Source organism: Rhodanobacter sp. UC4437_H4 (assembly GCF_052978425.1).
The window spans coordinates 2,864,293-2,878,384 of record NZ_CM129673.1; the positions used below are offsets into that span (position 1 = coordinate 2,864,293).

General features: G+C 69.2%; 14 protein-coding genes. 5 read left to right on the forward strand and 9 right to left on the reverse strand.

The annotated features are described in order from the left end of the window. Nucleotides 1-7 precede the first annotated feature (7 nt). From ACVCL3_RS12945 to ACVCL3_RS12980, 8 genes are all read right to left on the reverse strand, one after another. A complete protein-coding gene (locus ACVCL3_RS12945) occupies nucleotides 8-1,708 on the reverse strand; it encodes a hypothetical protein (RefSeq protein ID WP_447101505.1) in 1,701 nt (566 codons plus the stop codon). After that, complete coding sequence (gene galE / locus ACVCL3_RS12950; protein WP_447101506.1) at nucleotides 1,705-2,697, reverse strand: UDP-glucose 4-epimerase GalE; 993 nt, start codon at nucleotides 2,695-2,697, stop codon at nucleotides 1,705-1,707. Before galE ends, ACVCL3_RS12945 begins: the two co-directional genes overlap by 4 nt. Then, entirely contained in the window at nucleotides 2,694-3,524 is an 831-nt protein-coding gene (locus ACVCL3_RS12955; RefSeq protein ID WP_447099606.1) for an alpha/beta fold hydrolase, read from the reverse strand. Before ACVCL3_RS12955 ends, galE begins: the two co-directional genes overlap by 4 nt. Next, nucleotides 3,521-4,297, reverse strand: a complete 777-nt coding sequence (locus ACVCL3_RS12960; RefSeq protein ID WP_447099607.1) for a serine aminopeptidase domain-containing protein — start codon at nucleotides 4,295-4,297, stop codon at nucleotides 3,521-3,523. The genes ACVCL3_RS12955 and ACVCL3_RS12960 overlap by 4 nt, the downstream gene beginning before the upstream one ends. 3 nt (nucleotides 4,298-4,300) lie before the next feature. Further along, nucleotides 4,301-5,608, reverse strand: a complete 1,308-nt coding sequence (locus tag ACVCL3_RS12965) for a hypothetical protein (protein ID WP_447099608.1) — start codon at nucleotides 5,606-5,608, stop codon at nucleotides 4,301-4,303. 150 nt (nucleotides 5,609-5,758) lie between these two features. Continuing rightward, entirely contained in the window at nucleotides 5,759-6,550 is a 792-nt protein-coding gene (locus ACVCL3_RS12970) for a polysaccharide biosynthesis protein (RefSeq protein WP_447099609.1), read from the reverse strand. Further along, nucleotides 6,547-8,100, reverse strand: a complete 1,554-nt coding sequence (locus ACVCL3_RS12975; protein WP_395120354.1) for an XrtA system polysaccharide chain length determinant — start codon at nucleotides 8,098-8,100, stop codon at nucleotides 6,547-6,549. The genes ACVCL3_RS12970 and ACVCL3_RS12975 overlap by 4 nt, the downstream gene beginning before the upstream one ends. A gap of 33 nt (nucleotides 8,101-8,133) precedes the next feature. Next, entirely contained in the window at nucleotides 8,134-8,754 is a 621-nt protein-coding gene (locus ACVCL3_RS12980) for an XrtA/PEP-CTERM system exopolysaccharide export protein (protein WP_395120353.1), read from the reverse strand. Between the two features lie 153 nt (nucleotides 8,755-8,907). On the opposite strand from ACVCL3_RS12980, the gene tviB reads away from it, so the two are divergent. Next, nucleotides 8,908-10,185 carry a Vi polysaccharide biosynthesis UDP-N-acetylglucosamine C-6 dehydrogenase TviB gene (gene tviB, locus ACVCL3_RS12985; protein WP_447099610.1) on the forward strand — a complete coding sequence of 426 codons (1,278 nt, stop codon included), beginning with the start codon at nucleotides 8,908-8,910 and terminating at the stop codon, nucleotides 10,183-10,185. A 64-nt stretch (nucleotides 10,186-10,249) separates the two neighbouring features. Next, the gene (locus ACVCL3_RS12990; protein ID WP_395120351.1) at nucleotides 10,250-11,272 is read left to right on the forward strand and encodes an NAD-dependent epimerase; all 1,023 of its coding nucleotides are present in this window, start codon (nucleotides 10,250-10,252) and stop codon (nucleotides 11,270-11,272) included. 49 nt (nucleotides 11,273-11,321) lie between these two features. Here ACVCL3_RS12990 and ACVCL3_RS12995 read toward each other — a convergent pair whose 3' ends face one another. Next, complete coding sequence (locus ACVCL3_RS12995) at nucleotides 11,322-11,537, reverse strand: twin transmembrane helix small protein (RefSeq protein WP_395120350.1); 216 nt, start codon at nucleotides 11,535-11,537, stop codon at nucleotides 11,322-11,324. A 59-nt stretch (nucleotides 11,538-11,596) separates the two neighbouring features. On the opposite strand from ACVCL3_RS12995, the gene ACVCL3_RS13000 reads away from it, so the two are divergent. From ACVCL3_RS13000 to ACVCL3_RS13010, 3 genes are read left to right on the forward strand one after another with little or no spacing between them, the layout of a single operon-like run. Continuing rightward, nucleotides 11,597-12,325, forward strand: coding sequence for an SURF1 family protein (locus tag ACVCL3_RS13000; RefSeq protein ID WP_395120349.1), 729 nt, complete (start codon nucleotides 11,597-11,599; stop codon nucleotides 12,323-12,325). A 34-nt stretch (nucleotides 12,326-12,359) separates the two neighbouring features. Further along, a complete protein-coding gene (locus ACVCL3_RS13005; protein WP_447097951.1) occupies nucleotides 12,360-12,932 on the forward strand; it encodes a hypothetical protein in 573 nt (190 codons plus the stop codon). Further along, nucleotides 12,932-14,092 (forward strand): COX15/CtaA family protein, encoded by a 1,161-nt coding sequence (locus ACVCL3_RS13010; protein WP_395120347.1) that lies wholly within the window; start codon nucleotides 12,932-12,934, stop codon nucleotides 14,090-14,092. The genes ACVCL3_RS13005 and ACVCL3_RS13010 overlap by 1 nt, the downstream gene beginning before the upstream one ends.

The window sequence follows — 14,092 nt, forward strand, 5'->3', positions numbered from 1 at the left end:
ACGCGCGTCAGGGGCGCGCCGGGGCGGCGCCGCTGCCCGCGTCCTGGCGCATCAGCCACTGCACCACGCCGGTGCCGCGGTGGTTCCAGTTGAAGCGTCGCGCGGTGCTGGCGTTGCGCGCGCAGGCGACGGCGTACGACGACGCCAGCGCATGCATGCGCCGGTCCAGCGCATGCTGCAGCTGCGGGTCGGTGCTGAAATAGCGGGCGGCGGCCACCGGCAGGGTCAGCTCCACGTTGTGCGAATCGCTGTACCAGCCGTCGGAGTTCTCGATGGCGACCAGCCTGGCCCGGTCGACGTGGGCCGACGACCAGTACCAGCTGATCTGGCCGCTAGGTCCGCTGCACGGGTCGCGCCAGTCCTTGCCGACCGTGGCCACGGTTTTGGCGTCGATCCAGCCGTAGCGCTCGAGGTAGCGGCCGAACGCGGTGATCATCGGCGGGATGCGCGCGTCCCCGGTGGCCAGCCAGGCATGCCACAGGCCGTCGATGATGTTCTGCGTCATCCACGGCGAGCTGCCCGGCACGTCGGTGGCCGCGTCGTACGGGTTGCCTTCGTGCATGTCCCAGCTGCTGCGCCAGGAGCCGTCATTGCCCCGGCCGTCGGGATTGTGCTGCTGGTGCTGGTACAGCCAGCCCACGCGATCGCCGATGTCTTGCAGGTATTCGCGCTTGCCGGTGAGTTCCCACGCGCTGACGATCTGCAGCAGGCCCAACCCGGCCTGCCGTTCGGTGAAGAACTTCTGGGTGAGCCCGGTGTAGGGGCCGGCGGGAATGGTCCAGCCGCCGGTATCCCACGCTCCCACCATGCGTTCGACCAGTGCCGTGTCGTCCTGGCTGTCGTCGCCGGTGAGGCCGAGCGCGAGCAGGGTCGGCTGGATGTAGACGTACTTCGGGTCGCAGGGGTTCACCTCGCCCAGCTTGAAACCGCCGCCGCACAGCGGCCAGCCCGGTGCGCCGAAGCGGCGGATGTGCGCCATGTAGAAGTGGTAGCTCTGGACCGCGGCGGCGAGGTAATCGACGCGGCCGGTGCGCACGTACTGCTGGAACAGCGCGGTGGGGCGATCGAACAGCCACGCCGAGCCGTCGCTGCGCGGAAGTTTGCGCGCCCAGGCGAACTGGGTTTCGAAGTAGCGGTCGTAGGCGCCGGGGGGTACCGCCGGCACTTGCGGGCCGGCGATCAGGGAAGCGGTCATCCATTGCGGGCTGAGCGTGGCCAATACGCCCGGCACGCGCACGCCGTCGGCACCGTCCACCAGCTCGTCGGCGTAGGCCCAGCCCGGCGCGGCGGTCGCGGTGGCGCCGACCGGCGCGAGGGCGAAACGCAGCTGCGCGCTGTCGCCGGCCAGCGTGGCGTGGAACTGCGCGCGCACGGCGCGGATGCCGCCGCCGTCGAAATGCCAGCGCAACGTGGCCTCGACATGCGCCGGCACGGGCTGGCCGCGCGCGTCCTCGATGCGCACCCGTCGCGCGTCGTCCAGCATGCCGGGCGGGAACGGGATGCCGACAGTCACCGCCACCCGATCGCCGACGGCGCCGTGGCGATGCAGGGTGATCGTCTGCCACTGCGCGCCGATGCCGGTCGGCGCCAGCCTGGCGATCGGTGGCGGCGCGCTGGCGCCTTGCGCGTGCGCGGTCGCGAGCAGCAGGCCGAGGCCGGCGAACAGTGCGCCCAGCCGCCGGACGAAGCCGCGCGCTGCGCGTGTCACCGGGCCGCGTCCCGTGCCGCCAGCTGGCGTTCCCACGCGAGCGCGGTGCGCACGATGAACTCCAGGTCGTCGTGGCGCGGCGCCCAGCCCAGGCGCTGGCGCAGGCGGTCGGCGCGGGCGATCAGCATCGGCGGATCGCCCGCGCGGCGCGGCTGCTCGGTCACCTGCAGGGTCGCGCCGCTGACCCGGCGCACCGTCTCGATCACCTCTCGCACGCTGTAGCCGTGGCCGTAGCCGCAGTTCAGCGTCAGCGACTCGCCGCCCGTGCGCAGGTGGTCGAGCGCGCGCAGGTGCGCCGCGGCCAGGTCCTCGACATGGATGTAGTCGCGGATGCCGGTGCCGTCGGGAGTGTCGTAGTCGGTGCCGAAGATGGCCAGGCCCGGGCGCTTGCCCACCGCATGCTCGCAGGCGACCTTGAGCAGCAGGGTGGCGTTGGGCGTGGATTGCCCGATGCGGCCGAGCGGGTCGCAGCCGGCGACGTTGAAGTAGCGCAGGATCACGTAGCGCATCGCGCCGGCGGTGCCCAGATCGCGCAGCATCATCTCGGACATCAGCTTGGAGCTGCCGTACGGATTGATCGGCTGCAGCGGCGTGTCCTCGTCGGCCACGCCGCTGGCCGGCGTGCCGTACACCGCCGCGGTCGAGGAAAAGATGAAACGGTCCACGCCGGCCTCGACGCAGCAGGCGAGCAGGTTGCGCGTGTTGCAGGTGTTGTTGCCGTAGTACTTCAGCGGGTCGCGCACCGATTCGGGCACTACCGTGTGCGCGGCGAAATGCATCACCGCATCCACCTTGTGCTCGGCCAGCACGCGTGACACCAGCGGCTGATCGCCCACGTTGCCCACCACCAGCTCGGCGCCGCGCACGGCGTCGGCGAAGCCGCTGACGAGGTTGTCCAGCACCACCACCCGCTCGCCGCGTTCGCTCAGCTGCTGCACCACGTGGCTGCCGATGTAGCCGGCGCCGCCGGTGACCAGGATCGTGCTCATGGATTGCTCCCGCCGGAAATCGGAAAATTGTCCCGCAACCACGTCGCGATGTCGTCCAGAAGGCGCTGGCGATCCACCTGCAGGGCGTAGGTGTGGTCGCTGCCGGCGAACAGGCGCGCGCTGATCTGCGGGCGGTCGGCCAGGCGCCCGAAGCACTCGCGGAACTGGCGCGGATGGTTGAAGTAGCGGGTCACCCCCCCGCTGTAGATGAAGTGCAGCCTGAGACCGCGGTCGAGCATGGTGGCCAGTTCCCGTTGCACCTGCTCGCGCGGCGGGAAACGTACCGCGAAGACGTCGTCGCCCTGGCTGGCGCGCGCCTGCAGGCTGCGGCTGATGAAGCGTTGCCAGCGCGAGCCGCTCCACAGCCGCGGCAGGTAGTGGCGCAGGCGAAAGCCCAGCGTGCGGTAGGCGTAGCCATCGAGGAAGACGGCGCCGGCCACGCGCGGCTCGTCGAGCGCCACGCCGTGCGCGTTCTGCGCGCCGGAACACAGGCCGAGCAGCACGAAGCGGCTGCAGCCGGCGTGACTGGCGAGCAGGCTCATCGCGTCGGCGACGTCCGCCTTCACCTGCTGCGCTTGCGAGCCCGCTTCGTCGGCGGCGCTGCTGTCGCCGAGCGAGGAAAGGTCGAAGCGCAGGGTGGGATAGCCGTCGGCGTTCAGCCGCCGGGTGAGTTCCACGTGCAGCCGGAACGGCCCGACCCGATGCACCATGCCGGCATTCAGCACGATCACGCCGACCGGCGCGGCAGGTGTCGCCGCATCGGGCAGCCCGGCCACGCCGACCAGGTGCTGCGCGCGGCCGAAGCGGAAGGCGCGTTCCGTGCTCATGCCGCCGCTCGCAGGTGGTCGCCGACGGCGCGGATCAGGTCGGGGGCGAGGATGGCGTGCTCCAGCCGATCCAGCACATCCCAACTGGCCGTGGACGACAGCGCGACGACCGCGCTGCCGGCGCCGAGCTGCGCGGGCCAGTCCGCATGCGTGGCGGCGGGCTGCGATGCGAACACGCGCACGGGAATCGTCGCCGGCGTCGCGCGCCAGCCGTCGAGCTGCCGGCGCAGGTCGGCGCCGACCGGAAAGCCCAGCCATTGATCGGCCGCGTCCTCGCGGCTGCGCGGCGCGGGGAAGCGCATCGGGTCCGCGCGCAGGGCCTCCTGCGCCGCGTCCAGCCGGGTCACGGATTCGTGGCCGTCCAGCAGCGGGTCCCACAGCAGGAGTTCCGCCAGGCGGCCGGCCGCGGCCGCTTCCAGCGCGATGGCGCCGCCCAGTCGTGCGCCGAAGCCGATCACCCGGCTGCAGCCGGAGCGTGCACGCAGTTCAGCCGCCGCGGCAACCGTGTCGGCCACGCAGCGGGTCCAGTCGCAGGTATCGCTGGGGCCGGCCGAGTCGCCGGTGCCGAAATAGTCGAAGCGCAGCGCGGCGACGCCTTGCAGCGCCAGTGCATCGGCGAGCTGGCGGTACACGCGATGGCTGCGGATCATGTCCTGGCCCAGCGGCGGGCACAGCAGCATGGCCGTGCGCGCCGGCCCGGCGACCGGATGATAGAGACCGAACAGACTCTCCCCGCTACCGAATTGGCACGGTTGTGCCGGTTCGACGCGCATCCGTCACCTCCGGTAGGCCACGCCGAGATAGATCTCGTTGGCATGGTAGCTGGCGCCGACGGTGTCGCTGTGACGCACGCGACGGGTGAACGACGCGTTCCAGCTCCAGTGCTCGGTGCGCTGGGTGGCAAGGATCAGGCCGAAGTTGGTGGTGCGGTCGGTGCGCGCCATCGTGTTGTATTCCATCGACTCGGTGTTGCCGAACAGCGACAGCGTGGTGCGCGGGTGCAGTCGGTAGTCGAGGCCGAGGGTGCCGCCGCGGCCGCGCTGGCTGTCGGTGGGGTCGTTGACGTAATCGAAGTTGCGGTACAGCGGCGCGATGCGCAGGTTCCAGCGCGTGCCGACGTAGGTGTAGACCACCTCGTAGCGCCGCTCGGTATAGACCTGCGAGCTGATCACGGTGGCACCGGTGTTGATGTTCGACGGTGCCGGCGCCGATTCGCCGGGGTTCTGGTCGAGCTGGTTGATCAGGTCTTCCGCCGCGTCGCCGTACTGGCGCGCACCGCGCAGCAGCAGGGTGCTGTTGGGGGTCATGCGCCAGGCCACACTCAGCCGCGCCAGCGGCGTGTTGATCGACTGCGCCTGGTCGAACGAGAGCCGTGACCAGCCCACCGAGGCATTGACGTCGAACTGGCTGAGGCGGCTGACCGAACTGACGAACAGCTGGGTGCGGTTGTAGGCCGGACCGGCGTCGGCGTGGTCGAAGGTCACCCGCTCGGTTTCCGCGTTGGCCGACAGCGATGCGGTGGGGCTGAGATCCTTGAACAGGCGCAAGGCCAGCAGGCCGCGCGAGGAATCGAACTCGTTGGTCTTGGACGCGCGGCTGTCGATGTAGCGCAGTTCGGCCTGGCCGCGCACGGTCGGGTTGAGCCGGAAACGCAGGGTCGGGCCCAGCGTCAGCACGTTGGTCTGCTGCTGGTTGTCTGGCGCATTGCTGGAGAAGGTCGACAGCGGCTGCACGCTGGCCACGTCGCGCACGGTGAAATCCAGTCGCTCGGGCAGCACCGTCCAGTTCGCCTGGCCGGCGAGCTGGGCCAGCGTCTGGTTATCGAAGGCGTGCGCCAGGTAGTCGCGGTACTCCAGGTTGCCGACCACGTCGGCCTGGAAGGTGGAGCCTTCCTGCTGATAGCTGAAGTCGAAGCCCGGGATCAGCATGTTCTGGCTGATCGGGTCGGTTTCGGTCAGGCCGATGTTGTCGCTGTGGCCCACGCCGACGCGCCAGCCGTAGTCGAACTGCGCCGCCGATGCGCCGGTCGAGGCAATGACCAGCATCGACCCCAGTACGCAATTGCGGGTGCGATATGTCGACATGTGTGCGTGCCCCCTTGTCTTGTCCATGATCGTCGAGCCCTGAACCTGCGGAAACCGCATCCGATGGCTTGCCCCTGGCGCTGCGAGTCTGGCAGATCCGCGCGGAACCGTGCGGTCGGGCGGAGTGTCGCAACGCCCCGCCGGACGGCCTCACGGTGCGTGGTTGAACACCACTCCGGCCACCTTGTTCGCATCGAAACTGGCCACCGCCTGGCTGATCGCCGCCGGCGTGTCGCGGCCGTAGCCGGCCACCACCACCACCTGGTCGGCCAGCTCGGAGAGGATGCGCGCGTCGGGCGAGCCCTTGATCGCCGGCCCGTCCAGGAACAGGTAGCGGTCCGGGTAGCGGCAACGCAGCGAATCGACCACCGCGCGCATGCGGAACGAGGAGAAATACTCGCCGCTGTTCTCGCGCGTGGAACCGGCCGGGATCAGGCGCAGGCGCGGGATGCCGGTCGGGTAGATGATCGACTTGATGCCGATCGACGGCTGTTCGAGGAAGTTGATCAGGCCCTCGCTGCCGCGCGACACCCCCAGCGCCTCGTGCTGGGTCGGGTAGCGCAGGTTGCAGTCGATCAGCAGGCTGGTCTTGGCTTCGTCGAAGGCGAACGCGAGGGCCAGGTTGCGCGCCACGAAGCTGCCGCCCGACTTGGGGCTGACCGGCACCACCATGGTCACGAAGTTGCGCTCGCCGCCGAGCCACAGCAGGCGCGTGCGGATCTCGCGGAAGGCATCGGACTGCGTTCGCACCGACTCGTCGCGGTGGATCAGCCGGCGCTCCTCCAGCTGCCGCGGCACCAGTGCACCGGTTTCCGACATCAGCGCGATCGAATGGCCCGGCGCAGCCTTGGTCTCGTCGCCGGCGGCCGCGGCCCGTTCGCGGGCCTCGGGCTCGCGCGAGAGCAGGTTGATTACCGACTTGTCATCGTCCCGAGCGTTCATGCCAGTCCCTTCAGCTTCAACCAGAACAGCAGCGCATAGGCCAGCACCACGCACAGCACGATCGCCACCAGCGCCAGGTTGCGCCGCCGCTCGCGCTGATGGTCGCCCGGTGTCGGGTAAAATGGAACGGTCGCCAGTACCGGCAGGCCGGTCGCCTGTTCCAGTTGCTCCGCCGAGCGCACGCGCGGATCGAAGCGGGCGAAGCCGAACAGCACGCCGAACGGGACCGCCAGGCCGGCGAGGATGCCGGCGATGCCGAAGTGCATGAAGCGCAGTCCCGAGGGCACCAGCGGCATCACCGCGGGGTTCTGCACCACGAACGAGGCGCCATCCTGGTCGGAGTCGAGGTTCATCGACACCCGCGCGCTTTCGCGGCGCTTGAGCAGGTCCTGGTAGACGTCGCGGTTGACCGTGTAGTCGCGGGTCAGCTCGGCGGTGACCGCCTCGGAGTTGGCGATGCGCTTGCTGCGGTCAAGCTCGGAGTCGAGCCGCGCCTGCGCCGCGCCCAGCCGCGCGGTGGTGGCGGCGATGTCCGAGCGCAAGGTGGCGAGCTGGCTGCGCATCTGCTGGTAGAGCGGGTTGAACTGCACGGCGCTGCCGTTGGTGCCGGTGTCGCCGATCGCCCGCGGCGCCTTGGCCGATTGCTGGTCGGCGCTGGCCAGCAGGCGGCGCAGGTCCTCGATCTGGTGGCGGGTACGCACCACGTCGGGATATTCGTCGGTGTAGGTCAGGCGCAGCTTGTCCAGTTTCGACTGCAGTTCGGCGAGCTGGCTTTCGTAGATGCCGTTGGAGGTCTGCACCGCGTTGACCTCCGACTCGCCGGAGAGCTGGCGCTCCAGCGAGCCGGCCTGCGAGCGCTTCTCCATCAGGTCCATCTGCGCCGTCTCGATCTGGTTGCGCAACTGGCTGATGCTGGCGTTGGTGTCGGCCTCGCTGCCCGGGCGCGCGTCGGCGTTGGCGTTGCGGTAGTCCTTGAGCTTGTTCTCCGCGTCGGTCAGTTTCTTGCGGTAGGCCTCGACCTGGCTGTCGATGAAGTCGAAGGCGTCGCGGCTCTCCTTCATCTTCGAGGCCACGCTTTCGCTGATGAACAGCTGGCCGAACGTGCGCGTCACGTCGAAGGCGCGCCGCGCGTCGCTGTCGTGGTAGCTGATGGTGATGAGGTTGTCGCGCGAGATCGTGACCAGGGTGCGCGCCTTGATCTCCTGGATCAGCTTGTCCTGGTCGACCGGGGAGGGTTTGTGCGCCATCCAGCCGCCGGCCACCAGCACCTGGTCCATGACCTTGCGGCTGAAGATCACCGCCTTGGCGATGCCGGCGCGGTTGGTGTTGCCGGTGGCGGCGGCGGCGCCTTCCATCAGCGGCGTGATGATGCTGCTCTTCTGCGCCAGGATGGTGACCGAGGCGTCGTAGCGCTGCGGCCAGTTGATGCCGGCGATCAGCGCCAGCATCGCGATCGAGGCAAAGATGACCGCCAGCGACACGCGTCGTCGCTTGGCCTCGGTCCACAGCACCGGGAGCAGTGCCAGCAGGGGATTGGGTTCTTCGTTCATGGACGGGTCGACTCGCGTGCCTGTGCCGGCAGCTCAGAACGCCCGCTGCGGCACGGTGATGACGTCACCCGGCTGCACCGGGTAGTTGGTCGTCAGGTTGCCCTTCTGCAGGATGCTGTCCAGCCGGATCGCGTACGACTGCGTGGCGTCGCCCGATTTGCGGTACAGCTCGGTGCGGTCGGGCGCGGCGAATTCGGTGGTGCCGCCGGCGGCGAGCACCGCGTCGAGCACGGTCATGCCCTGGCGGTAGGGGATCGACACCGGCGTGCGCACCGCGCCGGTCACGCGCACGCGCGAAAGGTATTCATGGCTGCGCAGCGAGGTGAGGATCACCGCCACCTGCGGGTCGCGCACGTAGGCCTGGAGCTTTTCCTTGATCTCCGCGGCGACCTGTTCGGGCGTGCGGCCGCCGGCCTGCACGTCGCCGATCAGCGGCACCGTGATCATGCCGTCCGGGCGCACGGGTACGCTGACGCTCAGGTCGGGGTTGTGCCACACCGACACCTGCAATTGATCGTCCACACCGATATGGTAGACGGCGACCGCCTGGGCTTCGGGGTTCACCGAAGGTGCCTGCGTCGAGCCGGGACCGGTGGCACAGCCGGCAAGCACGAGCAACAGGCCGAGCATGAGCAGTTGGCACAACGATTTCATGGCAATCCTCCTGATTGTCTTTCAGAATGTGCAGAATATCACGGCAGGAACGTCGACAACCGGATATGCGGACACGGCGCGCGGACTGCGCCGGACCGGCCGTCGGCCCGCTTCGCGCCGCGCCCCATCAAGGAAATCACGGGACAGTTACCTATGCAGCAGCTGGAAAACACCAGGGTCGCCATCGTCGGGCTGGGCTATGTCGGCCTGCCGTTGGCGGTGGAGTTCGGCCGGCGCTACGACACGGTCGGATTCGACATCCGCGCCGCACGGGTGGACGAGCTGCGCGCCGGCCACGACCACACGCTGGAGGTCGATGCGGCCGAGCTGGCGGCGGCCACCCGCCTGCGCTTCAGCGCCGAGCTGGAGGGCATCCGCGGGTGCAACGTCTACATCGTCACCGTGCCCACCCCGATCGACGCGGCCAAGCGCCCCGACCTGACCCCGCTGGTCAAGGCCAGCGAAAGCCTGGGTCAGGTGCTGGAGCGTGGCGACATCGTGGTGTACGAATCCACCGTCTACCCCGGCTGCACCGAGGAGGTCTGCATCCCGATCCTGGAGCGCGTCTCGGGGCTGGTCTTCAACCGCGACTTCTTCGCCGGCTACAGCCCGGAGCGGATCAACCCGGGCGACAAGCAGCACCGGGTCACCAGCATCCTCAAGGTCACCTCCGGCTCCACCCCCGAGGTAGCCGACTTCGTCAACCGGCTGTACGGCTCGATCATCACCGCCGGCACTCACCAGGCCAGCTGCATCAAGGTGGCCGAGGCCGCCAAGGTGATCGAGAACACCCAGCGCGACCTCAACATCGCGCTGGTCAACGACCTCGCCAAGCTGTTCAACACGCTGGGCATCGACACCCTGGAAGTGCTCGAGGCGGCCGGCACCAAGTGGAACTTCCTGCCGTTCCGGCCGGGTCTGGTCGGCGGCCACTGCATCAGCGTCGATCCGTATTACCTCACCCACAAGGCGCAGGAAGTGGGCCATCACCCGGACGTGATCCTGGCCGGCCGGCGCACCAACGACAGCATGGGCGAGTACATCGCCGGCCAGGTGGTGCGGCTGATGGTGCGCAAGAGCATCAATCCGGTGCACGCGCGCATCCTGGTGCTGGGGCTGGCGTTCAAGGAGAACTGCCCGGACCTGCGCAACACCCGCGTGGTGGACATCGTGCACGCGCTGCGCTGCTACAACACCGAGGTGGACGTGTTCGATCCATGGGTCGACGCGGCGGAGGCCAGGCACGAATACGGCCTGGAGCTGGTCGACGCTCCCGCCGCGGGCGCCTACGACGCGATCATCGTGGCGGTGGGCCATCGACAGTTCGCCGCGCTGGGCAGCGCCGGCATCCGTGCGTTCGGCAAGCCGTCCAGCGTGCTGTACGACGTCAAGTACGTGCTGCCGCGCGCCGAGGTCGACGGCCGGTTGTAGACCTGCGCTGCACCTTGCGACTGCGTATCATGGGCGGGTTTTCACCGCCGCAGGCTGCTTCCGCATGAAAGTCCTCGTCACCGGCACCGCCGGCTTCATCGGTTCCCACGTCGCCATGCACCTGCTCGAGCGCGGCGACGAGGTGATCGGCATCGACAACCTCAGCGACTACTACGACGTGGAGCTGAAGAAGGCGCGGCTGGCGCGCTTCGCCGATCGCCCGGGCTACCGCCACGAACCGGTCGACCTTGCCGATCGCGCGGCGATCGAGGCGGTGTTCGCGCGGCACCGGCCGCAGCGGGTGATCAACCTGGCCGCGCAGGCCGGCGTGCGCTACGCGGCGCAGAACCCGCACATCTACGTGTCGACCAACGTCACCGGTTTCCTGCACGTCATCGAGGGCTGCCGCCATCACGACGTCGAGCACCTGGTCTATGCCTCGACCAGTTCGGTGTATGGCGCCGACACCAGCATGCCGTTCTCCGAGCACCAGTCGACCGAGCATCCGCTGACGCTGTACGCGGCCTCGAAGAAGGCCAACGAGATGATGGCGCACAGCTACGCGCACCTGTACGGCCTGCCGTGCACGGGGCTGCGCTTCTTCACCGTCTACGGGCCGTGGGGCCGGCCGGACATGGCGTTGTTCCTGTTCACCCGCGCGATCCTGGCGGGCGAGCCGATCAAGGTGTTCAACCACGGCCACCACAAGCGCAGCTTCACCTACGTCGACGACATCGTCGAGGGCGTCGTGCGCACGCTGGACAAGATCCCCGGCAAGGACCGCGGCTGGGACGGCAACGCACCCGACCCGGCCAGCAGCGGGGTGGCGCCGTACCGCATCTACAACATCGGCAACGAGCAGCCGGTGGAGCTGCTGCGCTACATCGAGGTGCTCGAACAGTGCCTGGGTCGCAAGGCGCAGATGGAGATGCTGCCGCTGCAGGCCGGCGACGTGCCGGACACCGAGGCCGACATCTCCGACCTGATCGCCTCGGTCGGCTACCGGCCGCGGGTGGGCGTGGAGGAGGGCGTGGCGAATTTCGTGCGCTGGTATCGCGACTATTACCGGGTCGGCGGGCAAGCCTGATCGACGTGGCGCGCGCCGCGGCAACGCCGGGGCGGCACAACCGCTACAATTACGGGCTGACGCCGTGCGGGTGCAGCCAGCCCATCCAGATGCCCAGCACGACCATGCCGATCAGCACCAGCGACAGGCCGATGCGGCGGGTCAGCGCCCACACCGTTCGTCGGTCGTCGTCCTTGTCCTTCATCATGAAGAACAGCGCCTGGCCGAGATTGAAGATCACCACCAGCAGTACCACCACCAGCGCGACTTTGTAGATGGTTTCCACGTGATCGGTCCGAGCGATTTCGACAGCGGCAGTATAGCCACCCGCGGCAGCCGCACCGCGTGAACGGCTTTCGCCGTCCGTCGTGGTGGGCGTTGCTGCTGACGGCGGCCGGCGCCTTGCTGTTCCTGCGCCTGGGCGTGTGGCAACTGCATCGCGCCGACTTCAAGGAATCGCTGCTGCGGCGCTATGCCGCAGCGGAAACCGCGCCATCGCAGGACTTCGCCATGGTGGCCGCCACGCCGCCGGCGGGCAGCTTTCCGCGCGTGCAGGTGCACGGCCGTTACCTTGCCGACCGGCTCTACCTGCTGGACAACCCCAAGCATGACGAGCGCGGCGGCGTGGAGGTGTTTGCGCCGTTCGAACTGGCCGGGCACGCGCCGCTGCTGCTGGTCGACCTGGGTTTCCTGCCCGGCAGCGGCAACGGCAAGGCGCCGCAACTGCCGCCGTTGCCGGCCACGCCGGTCGAGCTGCGCGGCTTGTACGTGCCGCCGCCGCCGACCGGTTTCGAGATGGGCGGCAATGCGCTGGCGCGGCAGACCCGCTGGCCGAAGCAGAGCATCTACCTGGCGATGGGCCAGGTGGCCGCCGACCTCGGCCGGCCCTTGTACCCGCGCGTGCTGGCGCTGGATGCGGACGCCTCCTCGATCTACGTGCGCCAGCACACGCTCGACCTCTCGATGCCGCCGGCGCGACACCGCGCCTATGCGTTCCAGTGGTTTGCCTTCGCCGTCGCCGCGGTGGTGATCCTGCTGGTGCTGCATCGCAAGCGCCCTCCGCGCGGGCGATGATGACCCCACCGATGTCCTGTGATGAATGTCCACGATGAACACCGCTGACCCCAACCGCACGCGCAAGAGCCGCATCCACCTGTTGCTGATCGCACTGGTGTTCCTGGCGCCCATGATCGCCGCCGGCGTGCTCACCTTTGCCGGCTGGCAGCCGGGCACCAAGGGCAACGGCCAGCCGATCGTGCCGCAGCGCAATTTCCTCGACGAGCACCTGCGCGTCGTGCTGGCCGATGGCGGCGATTACGCCTGGCGCGACAGCGAGCCGCGGATGACCCTGGTGGCGCTGGCCGGCCCGGATTGCGCCACGCAATGCCTGGCCACGCTCACCGCCATGGCCAAGGCGCGGGTGATGCTGAACCACAAGCAGGATCGCCTGCGCCTGCTCTACCTGGGCACGCCGCCTGCCGATGCGGCGGCACGCGAGGCGATGTCGACGTACTGGCAAACCGGCCGCGATGTCGACGGCAAGCTCGACGGCTATCGACCCGCCACGCCCGACAGCGTCGGCGCGCTGCTGGTGGAATCCAACGGCACCGCGCTGTCGTTCTATCCGCCCGGCTTCGATGCCGCCGGCCTGCTGCGCGACATGCGCAAGGTGATCAAGTGATGTCGGCGCGTCAGCGGAAGTTTCTGCGCGGCTTGTCGCTGCTGGCGGCGCTGTTCGCCTTCGGCCTGGTGATGTTCGGCGCCTTCGTGCGGCTGTCCAACGCCGGGCTGTCCTGTCCGGACTGGCCCACCTGCTACGGCCAGGTCACCTGGCCGCAGCACGCGCAGGCGGTGGCGCACGCCGACGCGGCGTTCCCGGACCGTCCGTACGAGGCGCACAAGGCTTGGCGCGAGCAGGTGCATCGCTTCCTCGCCGGCACGCTGGGCGTGATGGTGCTGGTGCTGGCGCTGGCCGCCGCGTGGCGGGACCGGCGCGTGCGCGCGATGGTGGTGGTCGGCGCGATATGCGCGGCGATCGGCGTGACCATGTACATGCGCGGCGAGCATGTGTTCTCGTCGGTGCTGGCGGGCGTGGCGATCGCCGCGCCGCTGTTCGGCGCGTGGCGACTCGGTGGTGGCGGCGCGCGGCGGATCAGCGTGCTGGTGTTCGCGGTGATCGTGTTCCAGGCGATGCTCGGCATGTGGACGGTCACCTTGCTGCTGAAACCGGTGGTGGTCACCAGCCACCTGCTCGGCGGCATGCTCACCTTCGGCCTGCTCTCGTACGTGGCGCTGCGTTTCGCCGGCGTCGCCGCGCCGGACCAGCGCCTGGCCGCGCTGCGCAGCCTGGTGGTGGCGGGCGTGGTGCTGCTGGCGTGCCAGATCGCGCTGGGCGGCTGGACCTCGTCCAACTACGCGGCGCTGGCCTGCGGCTACGGCCCGGGCTCGTTCCCGCAGTGCCTGGGCCAGTGGGCGCCGCCGACGGATTTCCGCGAAGGCTTCATCCTGTGGCGCGGCATCGGCGTCAACTACGAAGGCGGCGTGCTGGACATGGCCGCGCGCAGCGCGATCCAGATCGCGCACCGGATCGGCGCGCTGGTGGTGTTCTGCTACCTCGGCTGGCTGGCGTTCAAAGCGGCGCGCCGGGGTTTGCGGGCGCACGCGCTGGCGATCGCGCTGATCCTGCTGGCCCAGGTGACGCTGGGCATCAGCAACGTGTATTTCGGCCTGCCGCTGCCGGTGGCCACCGCGCACAATGGCGTGGCGGCCTTGCTGTTGTTTGCCCTGCTGGCCACGTTGGCGCGCACGCAGGCGGCCGTGCCGATATCAGAGGAGTCGTGA